The 26,980-nt window shown below is 34.1% G+C and carries 22 protein-coding genes, 2 tRNA genes and 5 pseudogenes; 15 read left to right on the top strand and 14 right to left on the bottom strand.

The features are described from left to right. Positions 1–34: 34 nt before the first annotated feature. On the bottom strand, positions 35–1,375 hold the full coding sequence (locus OUY_RS05775; protein ID WP_010406927.1) for an ankyrin repeat domain-containing protein: 1,341 nt from the start codon (positions 1,373–1,375) through the stop codon (positions 35–37). A 421-nt stretch (positions 1,376–1,796) separates the two neighbouring features. On the opposite strand from OUY_RS05775, the gene OUY_RS05770 reads away from it, so the two are divergent. Then, the gene (locus OUY_RS05770) at positions 1,797–1,997 is read left to right on the top strand and encodes an ankyrin repeat domain-containing protein (RefSeq protein WP_010405605.1); all 201 of its coding nucleotides are present in this window, start codon (positions 1,797–1,799) and stop codon (positions 1,995–1,997) included. 357 nt (positions 1,998–2,354) lie between these two features. Here OUY_RS05770 and OUY_RS05765 read toward each other — a convergent pair whose 3' ends face one another. From OUY_RS05765 to OUY_RS05750, 4 genes are all read right to left on the bottom strand, one after another. Beyond that, complete coding sequence (locus OUY_RS05765) at positions 2,355–2,945, bottom strand: COQ9 family protein (protein ID WP_139686927.1); 591 nt, start codon at positions 2,943–2,945, stop codon at positions 2,355–2,357. A gap of 18 nt (positions 2,946–2,963) precedes the next feature. Further along, on the bottom strand, positions 2,964–4,496 hold the full coding sequence (locus OUY_RS05760) for a Mur ligase family protein (RefSeq protein ID WP_139686926.1): 1,533 nt from the start codon (positions 4,494–4,496) through the stop codon (positions 2,964–2,966). Between the two features lie 150 nt (positions 4,497–4,646). After that, positions 4,647–5,357 carry a triosephosphate isomerase gene (locus OUY_RS05755; protein WP_010402280.1) on the bottom strand — a complete coding sequence of 237 codons (711 nt, stop codon included), beginning with the start codon at positions 5,355–5,357 and terminating at the stop codon, positions 4,647–4,649. A gap of 24 nt (positions 5,358–5,381) precedes the next feature. Beyond that, a tRNA-Thr gene (locus tag OUY_RS05750) sits at positions 5,382–5,454 on the bottom strand. Between the two features lie 77 nt (positions 5,455–5,531). Here OUY_RS05750 and rsmA point away from each other — a divergent pair. Both rsmA and guaB read left to right on the top strand, forming a co-directional pair. Then, entirely contained in the window at positions 5,532–6,326 is a 795-nt protein-coding gene (rsmA, locus tag OUY_RS05745; protein WP_010402279.1) for a 16S rRNA (adenine(1518)-N(6)/adenine(1519)-N(6))-dimethyltransferase RsmA, read from the top strand. Between the two features lie 123 nt (positions 6,327–6,449). Next, positions 6,450–7,937, top strand: coding sequence for an IMP dehydrogenase (gene guaB, locus OUY_RS05740; protein WP_010402276.1), 1,488 nt, complete (start codon positions 6,450–6,452; stop codon positions 7,935–7,937). A 272-nt stretch (positions 7,938–8,209) separates the two neighbouring features. Here the strand turns inward: guaB and rho are convergent, their stop codons facing one another. The 6 genes and pseudogenes from rho to icd all read right to left on the bottom strand — a co-directional run bounded on the left by rho (position 8,210) and on the right by icd (position 14,391). After that, a complete protein-coding gene (gene rho, locus OUY_RS05735; RefSeq protein ID WP_139686925.1) occupies positions 8,210–9,616 on the bottom strand; it encodes a transcription termination factor Rho in 1,407 nt (468 codons plus the stop codon). A gap of 194 nt (positions 9,617–9,810) precedes the next feature. Beyond that, positions 9,811–10,416: a cell cycle transcriptional regulator TrcR gene (locus tag OUY_RS05730; protein ID WP_139686924.1), complete on the bottom strand. Its 606-nt coding sequence runs from the start codon at positions 10,414–10,416 to the stop codon at positions 9,811–9,813. Positions 10,417–10,530: 114 nt separating this feature from the next. Beyond that, positions 10,531–10,645 (bottom strand): annotated as a pseudogene (locus OUY_RS06635) (IS5/IS1182 family transposase); the annotation flags it as partial. Between the two features lie 279 nt (positions 10,646–10,924). After that, positions 10,925–11,572, bottom strand: coding sequence for an endonuclease III (gene nth, locus OUY_RS05725; RefSeq protein ID WP_010402332.1), 648 nt, complete (start codon positions 11,570–11,572; stop codon positions 10,925–10,927). A 21-nt stretch (positions 11,573–11,593) separates the two neighbouring features. Continuing rightward, positions 11,594–12,897: pseudogene (locus tag OUY_RS05720) on the bottom strand (molecular chaperone DnaJ). A gap of 66 nt (positions 12,898–12,963) precedes the next feature. Then, complete coding sequence (gene icd, locus OUY_RS05715) at positions 12,964–14,391, bottom strand: isocitrate dehydrogenase (protein ID WP_139686923.1); 1,428 nt, start codon at positions 14,389–14,391, stop codon at positions 12,964–12,966. 188 nt (positions 14,392–14,579) lie between these two features. Between icd and OUY_RS05710 the strand changes: the two are divergent. Then, positions 14,580–15,667: pseudogene (locus OUY_RS05710) on the top strand (IS481 family transposase). 370 nt (positions 15,668–16,037) lie between these two features. Here OUY_RS05710 and alaS read toward each other — a convergent pair. Then, positions 16,038–18,611: an alanine--tRNA ligase gene (gene alaS, locus OUY_RS05705; protein ID WP_139686922.1), complete on the bottom strand. Its 2,574-nt coding sequence runs from the start codon at positions 18,609–18,611 to the stop codon at positions 16,038–16,040. Positions 18,612–18,829: 218 nt separating this feature from the next. Between alaS and OUY_RS06625 the strand changes: the two genes are divergently transcribed. The 8 genes from OUY_RS06625 (at position 18,830) to fmt (ending at position 23,079) form a co-directional block, all read left to right on the top strand. Further along, a complete protein-coding gene (locus tag OUY_RS06625) occupies positions 18,830–19,057 on the top strand; it encodes a hypothetical protein (RefSeq protein ID WP_246038773.1) in 228 nt (75 codons plus the stop codon). Positions 19,058–19,191: 134 nt separating this feature from the next. After that, positions 19,192–19,785 (top strand): hypothetical protein, encoded by a 594-nt coding sequence (locus tag OUY_RS06620; RefSeq protein WP_246038771.1) that lies wholly within the window; start codon positions 19,192–19,194, stop codon positions 19,783–19,785. Between the two features lie 289 nt (positions 19,786–20,074). Beyond that, complete coding sequence (locus OUY_RS06615; protein WP_246038769.1) at positions 20,075–20,308, top strand: hypothetical protein; 234 nt, start codon at positions 20,075–20,077, stop codon at positions 20,306–20,308. A gap of 113 nt (positions 20,309–20,421) precedes the next feature. Next, positions 20,422–20,835 carry a hypothetical protein gene (locus OUY_RS06610; RefSeq protein WP_246038767.1) on the top strand — a complete coding sequence of 138 codons (414 nt, stop codon included), beginning with the start codon at positions 20,422–20,424 and terminating at the stop codon, positions 20,833–20,835. Between the two features lie 205 nt (positions 20,836–21,040). Next, positions 21,041–21,484 carry a PAS domain-containing protein gene (locus OUY_RS05690; protein WP_007302082.1) on the top strand — a complete coding sequence of 148 codons (444 nt, stop codon included), beginning with the start codon at positions 21,041–21,043 and terminating at the stop codon, positions 21,482–21,484. A 98-nt stretch (positions 21,485–21,582) separates the two neighbouring features. Continuing rightward, positions 21,583–21,789 (top strand): 50S ribosomal protein L35, encoded by a 207-nt coding sequence (gene rpmI, locus OUY_RS05685; protein WP_010402777.1) that lies wholly within the window; start codon positions 21,583–21,585, stop codon positions 21,787–21,789. A 21-nt stretch (positions 21,790–21,810) separates the two neighbouring features. Beyond that, the gene (rplT, locus tag OUY_RS05680; protein WP_063630562.1) at positions 21,811–22,167 is read left to right on the top strand and encodes a 50S ribosomal protein L20; all 357 of its coding nucleotides are present in this window, start codon (positions 21,811–21,813) and stop codon (positions 22,165–22,167) included. 12 nt (positions 22,168–22,179) lie between these two features. Further along, positions 22,180–23,079, top strand: coding sequence for a methionyl-tRNA formyltransferase (gene fmt, locus OUY_RS05675; RefSeq protein WP_029237620.1), 900 nt, complete (start codon positions 22,180–22,182; stop codon positions 23,077–23,079). A gap of 87 nt (positions 23,080–23,166) precedes the next feature. On the opposite strand, the pseudogene OUY_RS06770 reads toward fmt, so the two are convergent. Further along, positions 23,167–23,322, bottom strand: a pseudogene (locus OUY_RS06770) (WPE palindromic element domain-containing protein); the annotation flags it as partial. A gap of 151 nt (positions 23,323–23,473) precedes the next feature. On the opposite strand from OUY_RS06770, the gene purH reads away from it, so the two are divergent. Both purH and OUY_RS05660 read left to right on the top strand, forming a co-directional pair. Continuing rightward, positions 23,474–24,994, top strand: coding sequence for a bifunctional phosphoribosylaminoimidazolecarboxamide formyltransferase/IMP cyclohydrolase (purH, locus tag OUY_RS05665; RefSeq protein ID WP_006013536.1), 1,521 nt, complete (start codon positions 23,474–23,476; stop codon positions 24,992–24,994). A gap of 476 nt (positions 24,995–25,470) precedes the next feature. Beyond that, positions 25,471–25,542: transfer RNA gene (locus OUY_RS05660), tRNA-Asn, on the top strand. Between the two features lie 86 nt (positions 25,543–25,628). Here the strand turns inward: OUY_RS05660 and OUY_RS05655 are convergent. Next, entirely contained in the window at positions 25,629–26,363 is a 735-nt protein-coding gene (locus OUY_RS05655; RefSeq protein ID WP_139686921.1) for a leucine-rich repeat domain-containing protein, read from the bottom strand. A gap of 78 nt (positions 26,364–26,441) precedes the next feature. Between OUY_RS05655 and OUY_RS05650 the strand changes: the two are divergent. After that, a pseudogene (locus tag OUY_RS05650) lies at positions 26,442–26,980 on the top strand (helix-turn-helix domain-containing protein); the annotation flags it as partial.

Genomic DNA, 26,980 nt, shown 5'->3' with positions numbered 1-26,980 from the left:
ATTGTCATATATTAGCTTAGTTCTCCTGTTATACTTAAATATAAATCAGCATAGCCCTAATTTTTTTATATATTTTACTTCTTTCTCTATATTTAATAATAGGCTTGAAAATAAATGGTAAACCTATAATTGTTAAGCTTAGAGCTAGGATTGAAAGTACACAAAAGGCTTTGTGTTTACTATGTAGCTCTTTCAAGTAAAGCATCAAAAACCTACAAAATTTTTTGTAATTTTCTTCAATATTTTTTTTGCTATGAGCCTTGTCAATAAACATATCTATTGCAGTATAATCATTACTACAATTAATTGCCCCTTTTTCTATTAATAGCTGAGCTATATCAAAATAATCCTTTTGAATAGTAAGATGCAGAGGTGTAAAACCTTGTTGATCACAAATATTCATATTGGCTTTTACTGCTAACAACATTCTTACAATTTCTACATGGCCTTTTTTAGCTGCAAGTAGCAGAGGAGTTCTGTTGCATCTAGTGACGGCATTAACGTTTACCTTAAGCTCCAATAAGAACTTAACTGCTTTAGTATCACCATTATAGCTAGCTTTATGTAACCTGGTGTTACCGCTACAATCTTGGTCATCTGCTTCTATTCCCTTTGAAACAAGAAATGTTACCATTTGCCTATTATTATGCTTAATAGCGCAATCCAGTGCATCAAAACCATGTTTATTTTTTGTGCAAATAAACTCTTTTAACTTAGCTTTTGCTTGCTTTACAATAAGCTTTACCAGTTGCATTTTGTTGTTATATGCTGCTAGAAAAAGCGTAGTATTATTTTCTGCATCTTTTGCTTCTATGTTTGCACCTTTCTTTATCAGATATTCTATAATCTCTGCTCTACTTTCATAATGTGTAGTACATTGATAAATGGTCAAAAATAAAGGAGTACGAAAGTTGTTATCTTCACATTCAAGATTTGCTCCGCTATCAATTAAAATCTGGACGCTCTTTTTAGAACCGTATAATGAAGCTATGTGAAGAGGAGTATAGCCTTCCTCAGCATCTTTTTCATTAATTTTTGCGCCTTTTGTTATTAAAAAATCCATTAATTCTGTGTCATCTTGTAGTGTAGCAAGGTGAAGTGGAGTAAATCCATTTTTATCTCTAGAATTAATTGTCAGTTGATTAACAAGAAGTTTAGCAATTTTTTTGTGTCCATGCATAATAGCATAATGCAGTGGATTTCTATTTTCGTTGTCCACAACATTAAAGTCAGCTTCGTGCTCTAATAATGATTTTACTCCAACTAAATCGCCTTCTTTTGTAAACTTATGCAAGAGAGTGACTCCGCTTACATCTTTTGAGTTAATATCAAATCCACTTTCTACCAATTGATGTATGTCTTCCTCACACGCCATACCATTTTAATTAAACCCTTTTCGCATTAACAATACTCCCACTTAATTAAGTTTGAATGAATCTGTAAGAGATATATCACAATTTATTGAAGTTACTAAATTCCGATATATTAAAGTCCACAATTTCCTGAATATAGAAATATTTATTTTTATACATTTGCCCTATTTCTTGTCATCCCAGTACATTCTTTTTTGTCATCCCCAAGTAGCCCCATTTCACACTACTTTCATCCCAGTGCCCAGACATCAGCCTTTCTTACCAACAAAAACTTAGCATAACTTTTGTTCTCAAAAAATTTCTGGATTCCAGTGTCAAGCACTGATCTTCAATCTCCGTACATCTCTGCGTCACGCACTGAAATGACACCCTGAAGTTTTAGCTATAAATATTAAGCAAGCAAAAAAAGGCAAAAGAAGCCTCATGGAGATAGTTGCTCCACTCTTTTTACTTGATGCTGCTCAAGCAGGTCACTTGGATGTAGTAAAATACTTAGTAGAAATAGCAAACGCAGGTGTTAATTATGTAGTTAGTACTCTTAGTCTACCTCATTTTGACTATGAAAAAACTGCTCTTGGAAAAACTGCTCTAATGTTTGCTGCTAAAAGTAGTCATTTTGTATAGTTTTATCCAACTCAGACGTAGTTTAACCCTAGATTAACTAATTTATCCTTTGCAATTGTAATAAGGTCTATAAACTACTGCAAATCCAAATTTCTATTTGATCTTACATTCTTATTGTAATAACCTCTATGGATCACACAGCATTAGTCATGTATCTGAACAGATACTTTTGTACATGGATCAGCTTTATGTGTATCAATTCTGTCTACTTCAAGTTTCCAGCAAAACTACTTTCTAATGTATTGCTTTCAATCAAGTTCTTTGTTAAGCTCACTGTTAGTGGATGTTCAATTATCTTAACATAAAAATCAAGGCAGCTTTAGGTATAAATACGAGTAACTCGTATAAGTAAAGAGGCTATAAGAAGTTTCTTACCATTCTATTCAAACGGGTTTTAAACTTTTGAAATGCCATGACATTGTTGATACGTTTGTCAAGAAACGACAGGGTATCTGCAAAATCTTCTGAATAATCATTGATAAAAAAAAGTATCGTACTTAAGTACACTCCAGCTAATATTGCTCTTTTTGTATAGTAGTTAAAATCTGTTGATTGATCATGAATGCCATACCAAATCGCGCTAACAGTTCTGTACAAGAGTTTACTAGAAAAATATGTATTTTGGGGTAATATAGAGAATGATAAAACATTTTTTAAAAACTCTCTGTAATTTTGTAACTTAGCATAGTTTGAAAGGCGTATTTGGACAGCTAACTTTATCCGCTCTCTTACCTTCATATCTTCTAAATTGGAATTCCAAAGTTCAGTTTCCATTGAGCTATTTAAGTCCTCTGCTATGTACTCCAAAGCACTATATATTCCATTTTGAAATTTACAAAAACTATTGGCTAGGTTAAGGTTCGTGCACACTTTCAATAAGGTTGCATCACTTATTCCTTCAAATGGAATAACCTTAATCAGCTCATCTACTATTAACTTTTGTTCCATACAATATTATACTAAACATCACATATAATTATACCTGAGATTTTCAAACATTCTGCAAAATGCTTCACCGCGCTCTTCAAAATTTTTCCACTGATCAAAAGAAGAACATGCAGGAGAAAGTAATATCGCTACTTCTTCTTTGCTATTTATGGCCTCTTCAAAAGCCAGTTTAAATGCGTTTTCTAGATTATAGCACTTCATATAATCTATTTTGTTCTCCATAATGTTTGCAAAAACTTCAGTTGATTCTCCAATAAGAAAAGCTTTTCTAATCTTGGTGAAATGCTTGCTTAATGATTCTATTCCGCCTTTTTTGCTTTTTCCGCCAACAATCCAATATATGTTTTTATAAGATAAAATTGCCTTTTCGGTCGATTCTGAATTGGTTGCTTTGCTATCGTTGATAAAAAGTACATTATGTATTTTGCCAAGAAATTCATTTCTGTGTCTTAGCCCTGGAAAGGATTTGATTTCATTGACAATAGCGCTGCTATCTACTCCAAGTAACTTGCACACAGCGTGTGCAGCTACTATATTTTCTACATTGGATACTAGGTTTACTTTCATATCACTCATTGATAAGTTGTGATTCTCTAGTTTTAGCGAGATATCCTGGATCTCAGCACTCCTTTTGTCATCCAAGTAGCTGACACTGGGATCCAGATAATTTCGATCTATAACAGTAATCTGTTCACTATAATCAAGCAAATTGTTATCTGCCAATGATATTAGATCTCTTGCACTACCCTCTGTCATCTGAGTAGTTGGCAATGGTTTTTCTTTTCTGGTCACACGCTGGAATGACACCAGGGAATATGTTACTGAAATTGGAATTTTGTTCCCAGTGAATTTATTGAATACATCAGCGGTAATTTTGTTATCACATCCTATCACGGCAATCTTGCTACTGTTTATCAGTTTTAATTTAGTTGCTATGTAGTTATTCATACTTCCATGTCTATCTATGTGGTCTGGTGTGATGTTGAGCAATACAGAAATGTCTACATTAATTTTATTTATTAGCTCCAATTGAAAAGAGGAGAATTCAATTACATAAATTTCTGCATCTCTTTCTAAATCCAAAATAGGCATACCTAAATTCCCGCCAATAGCTACTTTTTTCCCTGTGGATTTTAATATGTGCCCTATTAGTGACGTGGTGGTTGATTTGCCATTTGTTCCGGTGATGCCTACAATCTTCTGGCTTGTAGTTTTAGTTTCAAGAAATAGCTCAATGTCTGATTTTATTTTGCAGTCAAAGCTTCTTGCAAGTTTTACTACCCAATGAGTTGGTATTGGCACTCCAGGGCTCAAAATTAGTGTGCTTATCTCATGCCAATTATACTCATTGGGATGAGTAAAGTTACACTCTTTATATATCTTTTTTGCATTTGCTATTTGCTCTTTATTATCATCCCATGCATATATTTTTGCACTGCTTTTTGTTAGAGCATTAATAACGGACAAACCAGTTTTACCAAGGCCGAAAACCGCAACACTTTGATTTTTGTATTTGTTTAGTTGCACTTCTAGATAACTTATGCGAACCATTTTATAAAGATATAATACAAATTATAATGACTTCTTCCATAGTTTTTGGCAGTGCTTAACTTTATTGTCACAACCTTAGCCAATAGAAAACTCCTTGACACATTTTGCCAACTCCCTTGCCATGACAATAAGAGTATTTATCCTTTAGAATTAATTAAGAGAAAATTTTTTCTTGACTTGTTGTATAATTTGATAAAAGTGATCAAAATCTAAGCTTGCACTACCAATTAAAACTCCCAATAGATTTGGAATACTGAGCAAGTTTCCTATATTTTCTGAGCTGACTGAGCCACCATATATAATGTGTTTTTTACCAGTACACAATTTTATTATCTCTATCACCTCAGCAATTGCGTCATTATTTGGCACATTTCCTGTTCCTATTGCCCATATCGGTTCGTATGCTATGGTATATTCACCTTGTGTTGGCAAACGGTTTTTGCATTGATATTCTATTACTTCTTTTGTTTTTTTATTTTTATAATCTTCTGAGTTTTCACCTACACAGATGATTGGGTGTAATCCTGATTCTATTGCTGTTTTCGATTTAAGTTTTATTTCACTATCTTTTTCATGAGCCCTTTCAGAATGTCCAAGTATTACGTAACTACATCCTAGTTCCTTCAACATTCCTGCACTAATTTCACCTGTGTAAGAACCGAACTCTTTATGATGGCAATTCTGTCCTCCTATTTTAATATTATTGTTCAACTCTATACTGCTTGGAAATGATGTAAAAGGAGGGCAAATTACTAATTTAGAGGTAATTTCGTTGCTCTTGTTGTTAAGTTTGCCTATAAAGTCAACAAATGAAGAACGTGTTCCATTCATTTTCCAATTTGCTACTATTAAAAAGGACATCAACTTTACTTGTATGTATAAGAGTGCCGGCTGTCGGACTTGAACTGACAACCTACTGATTACAAGTCAGTTGCTCTACCAATTGAGCTAAGCCGGCATTAAATACACTGACAATATACAATTATTGATGAATTTTCGTCAACTAATTTTTAAAATACTGCATACTAAGATCATATGAAAAAATTTTCACTGAAGCCAAAAAAGAGTCTAGGGCAAAATTTTATTTTATCGAATGAGATAATAAAAAGAATAGTTGCCTTAGCTGGTAGCCTGAAAGATTTTAATGTTATTGAAATTGGTCCTGGGTATGGTGCGTTAACAAGAGAAATATTGGCGTATAATCCAAAGTTTCTACTTTCTATAGAAAAAGATAGTAGTTTAGTGAAACATCACGAACAATTGCTAAATGAGCATCAGGGAAAATATAGAATTATAGAAGCAGATGCACTTAATGTTGTAGAAAAAGAGCTGGTAGAATGTCCAGTCAAAGTCATTGCTAACTTGCCTTACAATATCTCAGTAGCGTTATTTTTAAAGTGGTTAAATAATATAAAATTTTTTACGAATTTGACGTTAATGTTCCAAAAGGAGGTAGCAGAGCGTATTACAGCAGAACCTAATTCTAAAGATTATGGTTCCCTATCAGTGCTAAGCCAGTTACTATGCGACATAAAGAAGGAATTTGATATTGAACCTAAGGAATTTTTTCCAAGACCAAAAGTATATTCTTCAGTAATTACAGTAAAACCTTTACCCACTCCAAGATTTGCAGTAAATTTAGAAACCTTAACAAAGCTAACACGCGCTGTGTTCGCTCAAAGAAGAAAGATGCTGAGAAATAGCTTGCAAAGTATAACTAGTGATGTCTCAACTATTCTTGAGAATGCTAAACTGAGTGGAGACGAACGTCCAGAAAGCTTAACTATTGAGCAGTTCTGTTTGCTAGCAAATAATGTAATTTTGCGATAAATATATTAGGAGCTACATCCCTCTTCTATCCTATTTTGATCTAAAAATAGCTGGAGCCAGGCTAATTTTGCAAAAGCTCTATTGCAATTTCATTAATTGGCGTATAAGCTTTAAATAAAGCATATGAAAAAAATGGAAGCTTGTTATTCGTTTGACGATGTACTTCTCTTACCGGCCTATTCTGATGTATTGCCTCGTGATGCAGACACAAGAACTTATCTAACAAATAATATAGAACTAAATATCCCTCTCATATCCTCTGCAATGGACACTGTCACTGAATCAGGCTTTGCAATAGCTATTGCCCAACATGGTGGAATAGGTTGCATACATAAGAATTTATCAATAGATGAACAAGTGTTAGAAGTAAGAAGGGTGAAAAAATATGAAAGCTGGATCGTGTATAACCCAATTACAATTTCCCCAGATAAAACAGTTGCAGAAGCAGTTTCATTAATGAGAGAGTATAATTATTCCGGCATTCCTGTAGTTGATCAACGCAAGTTAGTGGGAATTTTAACTAATCGAGATGTGAGGTTTATTGAAGACCAGAACATGAATATAAAAGTTTCCGAGGTAATGACAAAAGATAAGTTAGTAACAGTTCGAGAGCAGGCAGTAAACAGCGCCTCAGCAATGAAATTGTTGCATGCAAATAGAATAGAGAAGCTTTTGGTTGTTGATGAAAATTCTTGTTGCATAGGTCTAATCACAGTTAAAGACATCGAAAAATACAACAGATATCCAAATTCATGTAAAGACAGTAAAGGTCGACTCAGAGTTGCCGCTGCAATTGGTACTGGTAAAAAAGATGGTATAGAAAGATGTGAAGCTTTGATCGGAGAGGAAGTCGATGTGGTTATTGTAGATACCGCTCACGGTCATTCCGAGAACGTTATCAGCACCATTAAGGAAATAAAAAAGATGTATCCGAATACGCAATTAATCGGCGGAAATATTACAACAAAGGAGGCTGCTGAAGCGTTAATTGATGCTGGTGTTGATGCAGTAAAGGTTGGAATAGGGCCCGGATCAATTTGTACTACCAGAATAGTTACAGGTGTTGGTATGCCGCAATTCTCTGCAATCAAGAATGTTGCAGAGGTGTGTAGAGCAAAAAACGTCAGACTAATTGCTGATGGTGGAATAAAATATTCGGGAGATGTTGCAAAAGCTATTGCAGCTGGTGCTGATACTGTGATGATAGGTTCAATCTTTGCTGGTACTGAGGAAAGCCCAGGTGAGATTATCATGTATAAGGGTAGAGCATATAAGGAATATCGAGGAATGGGATCTATTAGTGCAATGAAACGAGGGTCAGCTAGCCGTTATTTTCAAGATTCAAAACTTGATTTAGTCCCACAAGGAGTAGAAGCAAGAGTTCCTTTTAAAGGTCCAGCTTCAGGAGTGATCTGTCAGTTAATTGGTGGGTTGCAAGCTGCAATGGGTTACACTGGCAACCGTAATATAGAAGAGATGAAAAAAAACTGCAAATTTGTCACTATTACTTCATCAGGGTTAAGAGAAAGTCATGCTCATGATATAATCATTACACAGGAAGCTCCAAATTACGCTTACCAAGCATCTAATTTATCATCTGATTCAGAGTAAATACAATCCCCTTTTGAGTGGGTCATTTCAACACTGGTACACAATTGTATAAACATATTAATATTAAGAGTCAAAAAGATGTCATCTAAGTGGCTGACACTGGAAAATCGATTGTAAATAAACTGACTACATAAAATTTTTGATCAAAATCAGTGCTATAAGTTGGAATAGCAACTTAAGGTAGATTGCCAGCTTAATATATTTTGATAAATCCAAATTATTTTAGCTATAAGAGAGCTTTGCTTTTTTGCTCCATCAGAATTGGCTTACTTTTAGTGATTCATGGAGTTAAAAAAGTCAGCATTGCTCTTTGTTAAAAGTAATTTGCCACGTAAAAACTCCATTGCTTCAACAGATCCCATAGGGTTAAGTATCCTACGCAATACCCATATTTTATTTAGTATGGCCTTATCAACTAATAGCTCTTCCTTCCTTGTTCCGGATTTTGTAATATCAATAGCAGGGAATATACGTTTATCAGCAAGTTTTCTATCTAGTATAATTTCAGCATTACCTGTGCCTTTAAACTCTTCAAAAATAACATCATCCATTTTTGAACCAGTTTCTATAAGGGCTGTAGCGATGATTGTCAAAGAACCACCATTTTCAATATTACGAGCTGCTCCAAAAAAGCGTTTTGGTCTTTGCAGCGCATTTGAATCTACACCACCGGTTAGAACCTTTCCAGACGAAGGAATGACTGCATTATAAGCACGTGCAAGGCGAGTTATAGAATCAAGCAAAATCACTACATCTTTTTTGTGTTCAACCATTCTTTTAGCTTTTTCTATTACTATTTCAGCAAGTTGGACATGACGGTAGGCAGGTTCATCAAATGTAGAGCTTACCACTTCACCCTTTACAGAGCGTATCATATCTGTCACCTCTTCGGGTCTTTCATCTATAAGTAATACTATTAGTTCTATTTCAGGATGATTTGTAGCTATAGAGTGAGCCATTTGCTGAAGCAATATCGTTTTTCCTGTACGAGGTGGAGCAACTATCAATGCTCTTTGTCCTTTTCCAAGAGGTGTAACTATATCTACAGCACGCATGTTTATATCTTTTTTATTATCTCCGCTACTGTTGTTTTCAAGGATGAGGCTTTTTTCAGGATAAAGCGGAAGCAAATTATCAAAATGGACGTACTTTCTTAATTCACTGATTTCAGTAGAGTTTATACTTTGAACCTTAGTTAAAGTAAAATATCTTTCCTTATCACCAGGTGGCCTTATTTCTCCACATGCCATATCTCCTGTACGTAAATTAAACTTCTTTATTTGGCCATTGGAAATATAAACATCATCGGTACTTGGAGCATAATTTGCACTTGATGAACGTAAGAAACCAAAACCATCAGGCAATATTTCCACTACTCCACTTCCTGTGGTTATGCCTCCTTCTTCACTCATTTTCTTCATTAAACTGAATATCATTTCCTGTTTTAGCATCCTGCCATTGCCTTTACCACTAGTTGAAATTTTTCTTTCTTCAGCTAGCTCTAACAATTCTTCTGCTGTTTTCTCTTTCAACTCGCTCAGGTCCAACGTTTTCTTGTTTTTTTCAGCACCTTCACTGGTCATTTGTTTTACTGCGTCAGCATTATGAATTTGTTCGCTTTTTTCAGGTTGACCTACAACCTCTCCTTTTGCTAAGACATCTTCATTGATTGTTGTCATAATCCTCCAAAAATTTTAATTGATGCTTACTAACCTAAAATGTGAGTATAAAACAATAAATTAGGCTGAGCTAGTTTTTAGTGCGTATTTAGACTTAATTATTATTAAACTAGATACTTTACTTACATTATACTGATAAAAACTAACAAGTCAAGTCAATTTAATATTAACAAAGTACAAGAATTTGAGAATCATCAATAGCTATTATTTATATTTTTTAATCTTTGTTTCTTCTCTTCTTCTACTTTCGCTTTTTCTACTTCCGCTTCTAAATTTTCCTGGCTACATAAACCAAGTAGTACAGGATCTTGAGGTTTGATATTGAGTATGTTATGATGAGATCCATCTCTTACCTGCTCAACTGTGTAATTTGTTGTACTAACTAGCTTAGCTATCACATTATTGTTCAAGATAGGAAATTTTTTTACCAAATAATAAATCGCATTAGGTTTATCTCTACGCCTTGCTGTGGAAGCAAAGGCAAGAAAGCTAATCGTCTTTGCCCTTTTTTTTATATTTTTTATAATCAAATTTGGTACACGATTTGGATTTTTTTTGCAATTATCGATTTCTTTTTCAGTAATTATTACAGAAATAATAGGGTCATACTTTTCAACTTCTATTTCCTCATCAGCTATGTCTTGTACTTTTTCAAGGGATAACTTGCAACATTGTGCTATTTGATCAAAAGTTAAGCTAGTGTTATCAACCAACCAAGCAGCTACTTGCATGAGAAATTGTTCATTTCTATCTTTATTGTCTTTAGAAGATTCCATTGACATCGAAAAAATATCTCCCATTTTAATATTCCTTTACTGTTATAGAAATAAAATATAAACCATTAAAACTAAAAAAGCATTAACTTTGTCATCCAATGGCTTTTTGGTTTATATTTCTTATCTCTTAGAACCTGTTCATAATCTTTTGAGGAGGAAAGAAGTAAAAGCAAATTTGTAGGCTAGTATTAAGTTTACGCTCGCAATTTTTCCAAAATCGCCTACATTTTTCCAACCAGGCAAAAGATCTCTCACGTTAGCTAGTTGTTACTCTCTAATCCTGAAAATTGGCGTTCTATACTGTCTTAAACGTTTTATAAGCTCGTTTCAGCTTATGTAGGTAAAAACCTAGAAATATTGTGAAGACATAAGGTGCACATAGTGCAAAAAATTAAAAATAAGATGCCAACTGTATAATACTTTTGTCGTTTAATCTGCACAGATTGAAGATAATAAAATACCTTCAGTCTTATGATAAGGAAAATGGAAAAATGTGTAAAGTAATCTTTTTCACCTCTGTGAGCTACTTGAATTAAAAAAGAAGAGATACTAACCTCTTGCATTCAAACTCACATAAATCATGAATTATGCATGTTTCACACGAAGGTTTTTGCGCTTTGCAAACATATCTACCATGCAAAACTAGCCAATGATGAGCATAAAGTAGGTATTTTTTTGGCACTACATTCAAAAGAGACTGCTCTGTTTTAAGTACATCTTTTTCTTTCACAAGCCCAACTCTATTGCTCACTCTAAAAACGTGAGTATCAACTGCCAATGTTGGAATACCAAGCCCTGAATTTAAGAACACATTAGCGCTCTTTCTCCCAACCCCTGGTAAAGATACCAAATCATCGAAATTAGTAGGCACTTTGCTATTGTACCTCTCAATCAATATTTTACTGAGCCCGATTATATTTTTTGCTTTGGAATTATATAAACCAATACTGCTTATGCATTTTCTCAGCTCACTTTGCCCAAGATTCAACATTTTTTCTGGCGTATCAGCGATACTAAATAGCTCCTTTGTAATTTTATTAACACTTATATCGGTCGTCCGCGCTGACAGAACTATTGCAACTAATAACGTAAAATGATTGGTATAATTTAGCTCTATTTTTGGCGCAGGATTTGACTGTTGAAATTTTTCAAATATTAATTCTACTTTTTTTGAGTCCATGCATAGAGCTAAAAGCTTATACTATACTGTTTGCTGTGCAAATTCAATTGCTCGAGGATGAGGTAGTCCTTCAGTATTAACATCAGACATATCAGTTTTTACCTCATAAAAATTCCTTTCAGCAAACTCGCTTGCCACTTCTGCAAAACATTTTCTAACAATAGGCATGATAATTGGCATTAACAGTTTTCGTGGATCATACCGTTCTAACAGATCAGTCTCCTTTTGCACTCTATCTCTTGGATCCTCTTCTAGTAAATCTTTCATGTGTTTTTCAGTGTATATTTCACAACCTTTTGAGAAAATAGGAGCTAATGCTTCAATTAATACTGCCAATAACAATAGTGGACCAAGTACAGCTCCACCAACAGTTAATCCATTAGCAATGAAATTTATTGTAACTAAATAAACAGAAAAAGCAGCTAAAGGATAGTTGATCAGAAGTTTATTGCTTAGCTCGATATAGCTCATCTTACTTATGAATTCATCAGTAGAAATTTCTGAATTGGCATACTTTTTCATATAATGACCTACTAATAAACGAGAGGCGTTATTAATAATGATATTAAGTGCTATGATCCACCATGAAAAATAGCAACCTATAGTAATTGTAGTTAATATAGCTAAAGGCAGAAAACTTATTTTTGGTACTAACATTAGAGCATTTTTGCGCTCTATAAATTTCAATGCTAATGTCTTTTTATCTTCTTCAATTAGGCTTCTCTTTTCTTTTAGAGGAGTAATATAATTGAATAATTGTATGCTTGGCTTTGCTATATATTGATATAACTCTTGCATTAACTTTGCACTTTGTACACTCTTCTGAAAATTATCTAAATTTGGATTTAGCAAAATCCTCTCTATTTGAGCCTGAAGTTCATTATAGCTTTTTAGGTCTTCTCCAAACGAACAATCATTTCTTTTTAGTATAGCAATCAACCCATCAAAATCTTTACCTACAGCTTCTTCCTCACTGATTTTTAGCTCGTTAAACAACTTTCTCCTATAGTGAAAAACTCTCTTGCCGTTAAACGTCCATTACTTTCAGCACCAACACTGACTTTAACACAAGGATTTCCTGACTCCAAAGGTTCAATGTACTTTTTTAGCTCTTGATAAGCTTTATAAATCTGATCAAATCTATTTTTGTCTCCACCCTTGTCAGGATGGTTTACAAGAATTAACTTCTTATGCTGCTTCTTCAAAATTGCGCTAAGCTCTTCATAATTCTTGTCTACAACTTGCTTAGCTTCTATTTCTAATATGTCGAACAGATTAGCATTATCACGAAACTCCTGATTAGTTAACTTAAAATGTTGACTCATTACTATTCCTCACATAAATATATCATATTTAGTGTTTTACGCAAACACAAAAACATTAAGCAATAATCAGGAGAAAAAACCCTCTTTTCCATCATATAAATACAATTTATCCATTCTCACCACGTCAAAGCTATTTTCTTCAAGTTTGATTAGCAAGTTATTCACATCAATATTTGTAATAGCTTGCTTTTCATTATTTGCGATAAACCTGCAGGTTATTTGGTCACTTGAAGATTTTGAGCCTCCTGGCCAAATTGCAAGTCCTTTTGAGTATATTGCTATCATTTTCAGATTACTCGATTCAAATAATCTTACTATTTGATCAAAATTGTTGGATTTGTCCCAAGCAAGCGCTATATCACTACCCACTAGCTTTTTAACTTTGTAATCTTGTTCGTAATGGTCTTGTACTTTATTTATTTTACTATCCAAATCACTGCTAATTATAAGCTCAAGTAATGTTGCAGGTTTCTTTCCTAGATTATCTATAACAGCTTGTGCAAATTCTTTTGTCCCAACTTTCTGCTTGCTCTTTTTTTCCTTATATAAATCAGCAGTGTGTATTCCATCTTCTAAGGTTTTTAACCATGCATTGTAAATTAGCTTTGCAGTACTCACTTGACCGATATAGACCAACATATGCACTGCAGCATTTAAAAGACCAGAAGGATTAGCTATGTTTTTTCCTGCAATATCAGGAGCAGAGCCGTGAACCGCTTCAAACATTGCATATTCATTACCTATATTGCTACTTCCTGCAAGCCCTACAGAACCTGAGGTTTGTGCCACTATATCTGATAATATGTCGCCATATAGATTTTCAGTTACTATAACATCGAAATTCTCGGGTTCTGTGGCAACACGTGCCATTCCAATATCAACTATATAATGTTCCGCCTTTATATCCGGATATTCTTTTGCAATACGATCAAACGCTGCATGAAAAGCGCCGTCAGTCATTTTCATTATGTTGTCTTTAGTCAGGCAAGTTACTTTCTTTCTGTTATGTTTTTTCGCATATTCAAAAGCGTACCTGCATATTTTTTCTGAGCCAGATCTAGTAATAATTTTAGTGCATTGGTACGAGTCACCAGTGAGCCTATGCTCTATTCCGGTGTAAACGTCCTCTTCATTTTCGCGTATTACAACAACATCAAATTTATCGAATTTATTTTCTATAACAGGGTGATACGAAATGCATGGTCTAATGTTTGCATACAGCCCTAAGTTCTTTCTGAGTGCAACGTTTAAGCTTTTGTGCCCTTTGCCTTGAGGGGTGGTTGTTGGAGATTTGAGTAATATCTTTGTCCTTTCGATAGATTCCCAACCACTCGGAGAAATTCCATGAGACCATTCCTTACTATAAACACGCTCCCCTATTTCAATAATATCTATTGAGATCTCTGCTTTCGCTTCACGCAATATCGACAGCACCGCTTCCATAATTTCTGGTCCGATACCATCACCATACGCAACTGTGACTGATGTTGACATAACTTCCTTAACTGTAAATGATTTAATGTTAATTCAAATGATATAGTGGCACAAGCAGCTAGTACTGTACAAGTTGACATATTTACAGTTATTTAATAACATGTTCTTATGTGTAATAGTTTAGACTTGATCTGACAAGCAAACAAAGTAAGATAAAAATATAGACAAGTTTTAAAGGAGTGTCAGATATGAATACAACACAAGAAAAAATACTAAAACCAAAGTTGGGATTGCTAGAACTTGCAAAGCAATTAGGAAATGTATCACAGGCGTGTAAAGTAATGGGATATTCAAGGGATACATTTACCGCTTCAAAGAACTGTATGAAACAGGAGGAGAAGAGGCTTTACACGAGATAAGCAAAAGCAAGCCATTGTATGCAAATAGAGTGTCGGAGGATATAGAAAAAGCAGTAGTTGAAATAGCAATAGAGTTTCCAGCATACGGACAAGAAAGAGCAGCAAACGAACTGAAAAAGAGAGGAATTCTCATCTCTGCAAGTGGAATAAGATCAGTGTGGCAAAGAAACGATCTTGAAAATTTTAAAAAGAGGTTAAAGGCATTAGAAGCAAAAGTAGCTCAGGATGGTATCATTTTAACAGAAGAACAGATAACAGCTCTAGAAAAGGCTAAGGAAGAAAAAGAGGCCCATGGAGAAATTGAAACAGAGCATCCAGGATACTTAGGTAGCCAAGACAGTTATTATGTTGGTAATATCAAAGGTATTGGACGAATTTACCAGCAAACCTTTGTTGATACCTATTCCAGAGTTGCTTTTGCTAAGCTTTACACAGAAAGGACTGCTATCACAGCTGCAGATCTTCTTAATGATAGGGTAGTACCGTTCTTTGATGAACAGAAAGTATCATTGCTACGTGTTTTGACGGATCGTGGTACAGAGTATTGTGGCAGACCTGAAAATCACGCTTACCAGCTATATTTAGGGGTAGAAAATATTGATCATTCTCGAACCAAAGCTCGTTCTCCACAGACTAATGGCATATGTGAAAGGTTCCACAGAACTATGCAAGATGAATGTTACAATATTATCTTTAGAAAGAAAATTTACACCTCTTTGGCAGAACTTCAGTTAGACGTAGACCATTGGGTGCATTCTTACAATAGATCTAGACCGCATTCAGGTAAATATTGCTATGGTAAGACTCCTATGCAAACCTTTTTTGATAGTATGCATATTGCTTATCAGAAAAATATTGATAGCATTAAACAGGATGTTGATTTTGGTTTTGACTTTGTTAATTCTTCTGTCAGTTAATTCATGCTTGTCAGATTAAGTCTAGACTATTACAGTTTTATGTGAGTTTGAATGCAAGAGGTATAAAGTCTAGCACAACACTTCGATATTTCTTACTTTTATCATCCAAGTAGCTGATCTCTATGATGGTGTCATCCGAGTAGCTGACACTGGGATGACAATGAAGGGCTACTTGATGACGCCTCTGTGCACTGCCGTTATAAAGCTGCTACTTTGATGAATAAAATGATGTCATTCCAGAGCATGGAGCTGTAATCCAGTTCTTATTACCTGATATGCTCATTTGACAGTTAAGTCTTCTCTACCCCTATTTGCATAATACCTTGACGATTCCGTTCACGGTTAAAAGATACCGAGGTAGTAGGGTGTATTAGTTTTTGCAAGCTGTTATTTTGCTATGGATTGCTGTAATGGCATCATCTATTTTATTGTTATCACAGCCTGTTTGGGCAAGTTCGGCATTTCCACCGCAATCCCTTCTGGTTACAGTAGATACTAGCTCTTTTGCATTGATCTTATTAGTTAAATCTTTACTTACTTTGACAATCAAAACTGTTTTATCCTTTTCTGTTACCATGAAGGCTATTACAGTTTTCGGTTTTTGTTGCTGTAGAGCAAATTCCCTTATTATACTTCCTGGAACGTTATTGAAAGTGTGGCTTACGAAATTTATTCCATTTATTTCGGTACTTTTTACAGTTTCTACACTGATAAGCTTTTTATAAAGATTTTTTATTTTGACTTCAAATTCTTTGCGCTCCTGGCTTAAAATACTGAGTCGACTTATTATTTCATTTACTGGTGCTTTTACGCATTCTGCAACTTTTTTTAAGCTAATTTCGTTATTGCGTACATAATTAATTGCTTCTTGACCGGTTAAAGCTTCAATTCTTCTGACTCGAGATGCAACAGAACATTCTGCTGCTATCTTAAACAAACCAATTTCTCCGGTACGCTCCACGTGTGTACCACCACATAATTCTTTTGAATCTCCAATTTTTACAACCCTAACATTATCACCATATTTTTCACCAAATAAGGCCATCGCTCCTTCGTCTATTGCCTCATCCATACCTTGAACTTTTGTGGACGTAGAAAGATTTTCTCTGATTAGAGAGTTTACTATATCTTCTACTGAAGACAGCTGATCCTGAGTGACTGGCTTATTGTGACTAAAGTCAAATCTTAGTCTATTTGGTGCGACTAGAGAACCTTTTTGAGTAACGTGATCACCTAAGATTTTTCTGAGTGCAAAGTGTAGAAGATGTGTAGCTGAATGATTTCTTCTTAAGTCTTGTCTTCTTTTTTTATTAATACTAGCTGTAACTGTGTTACCTTTACAAATTGAGCCGACGCACCTGTGCAAATACAAGTCATTAATCTTGTTGGTATTTTCGACTGTTACCATACTTCCATCAGACTGTATAAGATTTCCAATATCTCCCACTTGTCCACCTGACTCTCCATAAAAAGGTGTTTTATCAAGTATAATAGTTATCTTTTCTCCTTCTTTTGCAGAATCAATTACTTCATTTTTAGAGGAAATTATTGCGAGTACTGTTGCATCCTTTACTTCATCACGTTCATAACCAACAAATTCCGTTTTGCCAAACTGATCGATTAAATTAAACCATACTTGTTCAACAGATTTTTCACCAGATCCAGTCCAATTAGCACGTGCTCTTTCTTTTTGCTCTTTCATTGCATTATCAAAACCTTTTTGGTCAAAATTTATTTTCCTTTCTTTCAAAATATCAAGTGTGATATCCAAAGGAAATCCATAAGTGTCATATAGTTTGAATGCTGATTCTCCAGATAGAGTGTCACCTGATTTTAAATCTGCAGTGAATTTGTCCAAGAGATTAATGCCTTTCATTAAAGTGTCTTGAAAGTTTTCTTCCTCTGATTTTAACGTTGTTTCTATTAAGCTTTTAGCTCTGATTAGCTCTGGATAAGCATCTCCCATATAAGCCAAACTTGTGCCATCTATGAGTGCAGGAAAAACAAGGTTCAATAGAGAATCATTATATCCAAGTAGGTGGATATAACGTACTGCTCTCCTGATCAATCTGCGTAGTACATAATTTCTTCCTTCATTTCCAGGAAGCACTCCTTCTGCGATGAGAAATGCAGCTGCACGAAGGTGATCTGCGATAATCTTATGAGCTACTTTATTTTCCGTATTTCCACAGTACTCTTGCGATTTACTTACCAGAGCAGAAAATAGGTCAATATCATAGTTATCATGAACGTTCTGCATAACAGCTGCTATTCTTTCAAGGCCCATTCCGGTATCGATGCATTTTTTTGGTAATTTTTGTAAATTACCTTCTTCATCTTTATTAAATTCCATGAACACCAGGTTCCAAATTTCAACAATTCTGTCGTCTTCATGTAAAGCGGAATTTCCATGATCGTAAAAGATTTCAGAACATGGGCCACATGGACCAGTATTGCCCATGCTCCAAAAGTTATCATCTGTTGTAATTCTTATGATTTTATCATCTGAAAAGCCACTTATCTTACGCCAAATTTCATATGCTTCATCATCAGCGTGGTAAACAGTTATGGATAGTCTGTTTTTATCAAGAGACAATTCTTCAGTAATAAATTTCCACGCAAATTCTATCGCAGTTTCTTTAAAGTAATCACCAAAGCTAAAATTTCCGAGCATTTCAAAAAATGTGTGATGCCGAGATGTATAGCCAACATTTTCAAGATCATTGTGTTTACCACCTGCTCTGAGACACTTTTGACTTGAGATGGCACGTTTCATTTCAGTTTTTTGCGTGCCGGTAAAGATGTTTTTGAACTGTACCATACCAGCATTTGTAAACATGAGTGTTGGATCATGCTCTGGAATCAAAGGAGAAGAAGGAACTTGCTCATGATTATTATTTACAAAAAATTTTATAAATCTTTCTCTAATTTCGTTTAGCTTCATCGTTTTTACTGAGGTTATCTATGCATAATAAGTTGTAACAGAAGTAAAATCAATTTATCAATCTAAATATTAATATATACATTACTTAGTATAATAAAGGTAACTTTTACATAAAAATTTTAATAAAAAGATATAGGTTTAAATATTTTATCCACTAACATAGAGAAGTATTTGTTAATTCAAATAATACTTTTATTAATTCATTTAAGGAGTGTGAAATGCCAAAAAAATTCCAAAACACTAAGAATAGCATGCGAAAGAGAGAAACAACAAATAAGCAGGAGATGGATGGTCCAACAATTAGAATTGTATCTGACTTGGAAAGTATAAAACAAAACAGAAGAGTAGAATTTTTAATTAAAGGAGAGAATTTAACAGTAAAAGACCTCTCTATATCTTCTAGAGCAGCTGAGATAGGCTTGGTTACAGGAATAGTAATTCAATAGACATTCCTCAAGCAATTCGTGAATCGACAATAGATGGAATTATTTTAGGTCTTAAGAGTGGAGAAATAGAAAAAGGTAAAGAATATAATTATAGAGAATTTAAGAAAATATATCTAAAAAACCTTGTAGATGAATTGGGTAAGGATAGTTCAAAAAAGCTAAAAGAAAGAACTGATGAAAATAGCCAATTGAGAGAATCTACTACTGAAGAAATTGATTATCAGATGCAGGAAGATGTAACTATCGAATCAGCTTCTTTAACAAAACAAGAATTCGATTTTGCATCAAGCAAAGTAACTACTAAAGAGATTAATGACGTAATAAATGAAATAGAAGAATCAAATACTAGTTATGGAATTACTCCTGAAGATATAAGTAGTGTTTCCCGTTTTGATAGTAATTCACAAGAAGTGTTAGATCATTCTATATTTAATAGCACAGATGTGGAAGGGCCTAAATTACCCGAAATAAATGGAGGACAGTATATAGGAATAGCAGGGATTGCTGGTGGTATATTTGGTGGAGTGCTAGCAGTAGCTTTTGCAGGATTAGGATACTTTGTATGGCATAGAAAAAATAGGGAAGGTAGCTACGATGTTGAAAAAGCGATGAAAAACCTTCCTGAACAAGCTCAACTTGAGCATTCCGGATCTACATCAGAAATAGAATCTTTGCTCAGCAATGCTACATCGGTAGCACATCTATCTTCTCAGATTAGTGTCGAGTAAGATTCCAGAGTTTGATGGCACAACAGTGCCATCAACTTAGCTCTTACAGCACTTATATGCTCTGGAACCAAAGGAGAAGAAATTTTCCTGTCTTACAAAAAATTTTATAACTCTTTCTCTAATTTTATATCGTTTTTACTAAGGTATAATAAATTGCAATGAGAAATTCAGATATTAATATATGTATTATTTAGTATAATAAAAATATAAAAATCTTAGTGAAAAGATGTGGACTTAAATAATTTATCTTTTATACATAAGGAAATATTGGTCAGCTTGGGGGTCATATATGTCAAGAAGATTTAAAAATACTGTAGGAAAAAAAAGATCAATCAATAAGGAAAAAAGGAATAGATGGATTAGTATTGAATCAGAATTGCGAGATGTAGAACAAAACAGAACAATATATTTTCTATTGGGAGGAGGTGATTTAAAACTTAAGTATGTATGTATGCTTGACGATACATCTTATCGTATTCTTGTTGCTGAAGGAGAAATAGTGCATGCAGAAAATCCAAAGTGATGATTGATGATATTGTTTCTGATCTCAAGAGTGGGAAAATACGAAGTTATAAAAGATATAATGCCAAAGAGTTTTATGAAAAGTATCTCAAAGAGTTTTTGAGTAATTAGAACTTGCAAAAGCTGGAAGCTGGTGATATTGAAAATACAACAACAGAACTACCAAACTTAAAACAAGTAATGGAAGAAATGAAAAAATCAAACGCTAGCAATGGAATTACAATGCGAAATATAGAAAGTGTTCAAAATACGACGAATATTTTGGGTAATCCTATGATTCATGATACAAACTTGAGAGGGTTTAAATTATTGGAAACACCTTCAAACGAGAAAAATAATATAGTGTTCACAGTAGGTATGTTAGCAGTAGCAGTAGCTTTGGTAGCAGCTATCGCAGCAGCTGTACCATTTAAATGTTGGTTTTATAATAGAAAAAATAAAAGCCATAGTAGTGCTAAGGAAGAAACTCCATCTAGTTATTTATTAAGTGCAATAACTTTAGAAAGTGGAACTAATTCTATTCGTTAGCCAAAATATTGCAAAAATAGAATTTTTTTATTTCACAGTTTCCTCATTTAATAATTTTTATGCTCTAATTGTTATACTTAATTTATCATTACCTGTTGTGTAAACAGGATGAGAATTTTCAATAATCTACATCCTTTAGTAAGAAAAAATCAATACATTCACGATAAATTTACCTCATATCTGTGTTTTATATGTGGAATTTCGAATGGAAAATTATGCAGGCAAAGAAAGAAGAATAGTGAATATAGTTACTCAACATTGGAGTGATATAAAAGGATCAGATAGAGAATGGCCAGAAAGACATGAAATAGACACTGCAGAAATCATGGAGTCATGGCAGCATTGTTTTATCATTGAAGTTAAAGATCGAGGTTATATTTGTGAAAATGCAGGAGAAAAAGCTATTGAATTCTATGGTTTTGAAAAAAAGATGTACATCGATGATAAGTATGCAATTGATGCACCATTTTTGCGGCTATATAAAATAGATGCAGTTATTGATAAACTTGAGACTGTAATAGAGAGTAAATGCTCAATTAACGAAGAGGAAGAAAGTGAAAGTGTTAAAATGAGGCAAGTATTGTTGCCAATTGGAGATAAAGAAGGTATAACACATATACTGGGTGTGATTACATTCAAGCTGCTTTAAAATACAATTTTAATTTGATTTTTTAATAAAATTATCTATACTCATACTTAATTACTAATAAAGAACTAAATAGTGGTGTTTGTAAATTTGTTTAGAATATGACGAAAATAAAATTAAAAACCAAATCTTCTGTCAAAAAGCGCTTTCACCTTACAGCTAAGGGTAAAGTCATCTCTACTCAGTCAGGTAAAAGACATGGTATGGTAAAGAGAAGTAAATCTAATATTCGTAATCAGCGTGGTACGACGATTCTTAGTAAATCTGACTCGCGTATAGTTAAGCTTTATATGCCTTATGGTATTTAACAAAATGGAGGTAAAATAAAAATGGCTCGAGTAAAACGTGGAGTCACTACTCATGCTCGTCATAAAAAAATATTGAAACTAGCAAAGGGTTATAGAGGACGGGCAAAAAATTGTTATAGAATTGCATTACAAAGAGTTGAAAAAGCACTCCAATATGCTTACAGAGACAGAAGAACCTGTAAACGTGATTTTCGTGGTTTGTGGATAATACGTATTAATGCAGCAGTAAGAGAACATGGACTTACTTACGGTAGATTTATGCATGGTCTTAAACTTGCTGAAATTGATTTAAATAGGAAAATTCTTGCTGAGATGGCTGTTAATCATAAGGATGATTTTGCTAAATTAATAGAAATTGTAAATAGTAAGTTAGCTTAAAGCAAAAACACCATGAGAATTATTTTCATGGGGTCGCCGGGGTTTGCTGTTGGTGCGTTAAACTTACTATTGAAATTACAGAGTGAAATAGTAGCAGTATATACCAAAGCTCCAAAACCTTCTGGACGTGGGCAGAGGTTAACAAAATCCCCAGTACACATCGTTGCTGAAAAAAGTGACATAGAGGTATGTACTCCTGCCTCTTTAAAATCTTCGATAGAGCAAGAAAAGTTTGGAAATTTTAAGCCAGACGTTGCAGTTGTTGCTGCGTATGGATTGATACTTCCAAAAGAAATTTTAAATATTCCCAAATATGGTTGTATTAATATTCATCCATCATTGCTGCCTAGGTGGCGCGGTGCAGCTCCGATACAGCACACAATTTTAGCCGGAGATCAAGAAACCGGAGTTAGCATTATGCAGCTAGATGAAGGATTAGATTCTGGACCTATTTTAAAACAGAAAAAATTTCTTATTGAAAAAAGCGATAATTATAAGACGTTGTATGATAAATTGTCTGAATTAGGTAGTGATTTACTGCTGAAAGTACTAAACGAAATTGAAAAGCAAGTTCCCTTAAAACAGAGCGATAACGATGCGTGCTATGCTGACAAAGTAAAAGACTATAAAATTTACGCAAGTGACGCCTGTGAAATTGCTTATAGAAAGGTTAAAGCATTTTATCCAAAAGCATTCATTAAGGTAGAGAATAAACGTATCAAGATACTTGATGCTGAATTTGAAGCCTTCACTTCAGGACAAGGTGAGATCATTAATGATAATATGCATATAAGTTTAAAAGGTGGTACTTTAATTCCTAAAGTTGTACAAATGGAAGGAAGAAATCCTTGCGATATTAAAGATTTTGTTCGTGGCTTAAAATCAAGTTTAACAAAAAAATTTATAGAATAGACTACTTTGAAAGGAGGGTGAGGAGAGCTAAAGCAACTTCTACAATTTGGTATTCCGCTGCTTGTTAGCGGAATCTACAACAAGATACCGCGTTTTGGTGTACGAACATTGCAATTTGCAGGTAATTTGAGTAGTAGATGGTGTCATTCCAGTGCTTGACACTGGAATCCAGTTTCTATTGTACAGCCACCTGGTGTGCTCATTTAAAGTGAAGTTTTCTGGATCCCAGTGTCTGGGGACTGGGATGACATCTTTCTTGGTCTCTTGTATCACAATGTTCGTACAGCTATGTGCTTGTTAGCGGAATCTACACGAGATACCGCAGTGGTATGACGTAGTAGCTATATATAGACAAATTTTCTTTTCTTAGATATAATCTTAAGAAACCTTCCATATGAAAATTAAAAGAGCTTTAATATCAGTATACGATAAGACAAATATAATTGAACTTGCATCGTTTTTGATGCAGCAACAAATAGAAATTCTCTCAACAGGGAATACTTATAAAGTGCTATCAGGTGCGGGAATAAAAACGCAAGAAGTTTCAGATTACACACAATTTCCAGAAATACTAGATGGCAGAGTGAAAACTTTACATCCTAAAATTCATGGAGGAATACTCTGTGATCGAAAAAGGCACGAAAAGGAAATGCAGAATCTAGAAATTAAGCCGATAGATCTGCTTATAACTAACTTATATCCATTTTGGAAAACGGTTAATAGCAACTCAAGTGAGAAGCAAATCATAGAACAAATAGATATAGGTGGAGTAGCATTAATTAGAGCTACAGCAAAAAACTTTCATTTCACTTCAGTGATTTCTAGCATTCAAGATTACGAAACACTGAAAGCTGAGATGATCAAAAATAACAATCAGACAACATTAGAATATAGAAAACATCTAGCAACTAAAGCATTTGCTCTGACTGCACAGTATGATTCTAATATTTACAATTGGTTTTTATCACAGGGTAAAAGCAATGAGTTACCAGAGTTTTTTACTTTATATGGATGTAAAGCACAAGGACTCAGATATGGTGAAAATCCTCATCAAAAAGCTGCATTTTATAGCAATCAATTTAGCAAGTATCCACTGGAGAAAATACATGGAAAAGAGTTGAGCTATAATAATATAGTCGACATAGAGTCTGCACTTAACATAATTTCTGAGTTTCAAGAACCTGCAGCAGTGATAATAAAGCACAATAATCCATGTGGCGCTGCTGTTAGTGATAGTGCTTTAAAAGCATATGAAAAAGCTCTATCATGTGATGAAATAAGCAGTTTTGGTGGAATAGTTGCTTTCAATCGGGAGATAGATTTAAAGCTAGCAGAGAAATTAAACGAGATATTTTTGGAAGTGGTGATAGCACCATCGGTAAACAATGAGGCACTAAAAATTTTACAAAAAAAGAAAAATTTAAGAGTGATTATTCATCAATCTCTTCAGCAAAATGCAAAATATCAAATCAAAAATGTTGTTGGCGGCTTCTTAGTGCAAGAAAATAATAACCATACAGTAAAAGTAGAAGAAATAAACCGAGTGACAGAATGCACTACAACAAAAAAAGAGAAGGAAGATCTTATTTTTGCTTGGAAAATATGTAAACATGTAAAATCCAATGCAATAGTGATAGCAAAAGACGGTTGTGCTATTGGCATCGGTGCAGGACAAACAAGCAGAATAGATAGTGTGAATATTGCAGTAAAAAAAGCAGGTGAAAAATGTAAAGGCGCAGCGCTTGCTTCGGATGCATTTTTTCCATTTCCAGATAGTATAGTAGAAAGTGCAAAGCATGGAATTACAGCTATAATTCAGCCAGGTGGCTCATTGAAAGATCAAGACGTGATAGCAGCTGCAAATGAGAATAAAATTGCCATGTTTTTCACTGATGTTCGTAACTTTCTCCATTAAGCTTTGTATCCTGTCAAAATTATACCCACACAGGGCTTTGTTGCATAGCAGCTTATAGGTATGAAAATTGTAGTAAATTTATGTAGTTACTTTAAACTCAACTATACCTATCTGTAATTGTAAGCTGTACTCTTGAGCTCCTGATGCGATTTATAGCAAATCCTAAAATGCCTTGCTGTTTTTCCTTATAGACATTCAGCTTACCTTGTACATTAGTCTATCTGGATGACATTTTACTTTTTCTAGAATATAATAATTCCCTAGAAATTACCCTACTCAATTCTATTGTACCTTGTTTAACATTGAAACATGAGTCTGGAATCTAGAAATTTTTTAAGAACAAAAGTTATTCTAAGTTTTTGTTGGTAAGAAAGACTGGATTACAGCTCGATGCACTGGAATGATATCTAGGTCTAAAGTCTACATAAAAATCGTTTACAATCGGCGTTCAATGTGATAAGTTGAAAGCAGTTTATTCCTCGGTAGCTCAGTGGTAGAGCAGTTGGCTGTTAACCAATTGGTCGCTGGTTCGAATCCGGCCCGGGGAGCACTATTTTATACAATCTGTACATTTCACTTTTAGCCCAAATTCACTACCTTTTTTTTGTCTCTTAAACAGACAAAACGTGTGAAGTTATATAGGTTTAAAGCCTTTACTGTCAAAATGCAAAGATGTCTGCGCTTCACTTAGCTTGCTATCTGGCTCCTCTCCTATTTTTCTTTTATTACATTTCCTTTTTAATTGAGGAAGGACATTTTTTGGCAATGTTTCATCAATACTGCAATAATTGTAAATGAGCGAAGTAAGACGCACCAAATTTCCACTCGCCAAAGTCTGTGCACCTCTGTAATTAATGCTGTTATCATATACTTTAAGTGTAATAAGATTTTTAAGATTTCCACTTGCTAAAGCCTCTGCACCTTCATTACTGATTTCATTCCATCCTAAACTCAGTAAAGTAAGCTTTTTAATGTTTCCACTTGCTAAAGCTTTTGCCCCCCTATCGCCAATTTTATTATCATATAATTTAAGCTCAGTAAGACTTGTAAGATTTCCACTGGCTAAAGCCTCTACACCTTCATCACCAATTTCGTTTCCTCCTAAATCAAGCGAAGTAAGATTTATAAGATTCCCGCTTGCTAAAATCTTTGCACCTTCTGTACCAACATAACTGCAACTTAGATCAAGTGAAGTAAGATGAGAAAGCTGAGCTAATTCTTTTATAACCTCATAATTAATTTTTGAACATCGTAAAATAAGTCTTGTAATGTTTGTATTGCTTTTTAAAAAGTTTACTAATCTATCAACATTAATTATAGCACCTGATGTTGCTAAAGTATTATCCTTTACATATTGACTATAACTCATCTGTAATAGTCTAGACTTGATCTGACAAGCAAACAAAGTAAGATAAAAATATAGACAAGTTTTAAAGGAGTGTCAGATATGAATACAACACAAGAAAAAATACTAAAACCAAAGTTGGGATTGCTAGAACTTGCAAAGCAATTAGGAAATGTATCACAGGCGTGTAAAGTAATGGGATATTCAAGGGATACATTTACCGCTTCAAAGAACTGTATGAAACAGGAGGAGAAGAGGCTTTACACGAGATAAGCAAAAGCAAGCCATTGTATGCAAATAGAGTGTCGGAGGATATAGAAAAAGCAGTAGTTGAAATAGCAATAGAGTTTCCAGCATACGGACAAGAAAGAGCAGCAAACGAACTGAAAAAGAGAGGAATTCTCATCTCTGCAAGTGGAATAAGATCAGTGTGGCAAAGAAACGATCTTGAAAATTTTAAAAAGAGGTTAAAGGCATTAGAAGCAAAAGTAGCTCAGGATGGTATCATTTTAACAGAAGAACAGATAACAGCTCTAGAAAAGGCTAAGGAAGAAAAAGAGGCCCATGGAGAAATTGAAACAGAGCATCCAGGATACTTAGGTAGCCAAGACAGTTATTATGTTGGTAATATCAAAGGTATT

Origin of the sequence: Wolbachia endosymbiont of Leptopilina clavipes (genome assembly GCF_006334525.1) — a bacterium.
In the GTDB taxonomy this organism is placed as follows: domain Bacteria; phylum Pseudomonadota; class Alphaproteobacteria; order Rickettsiales; family Anaplasmataceae; genus Wolbachia.
This window is presented reverse-complemented; position numbering and strand designations above follow the sequence as displayed.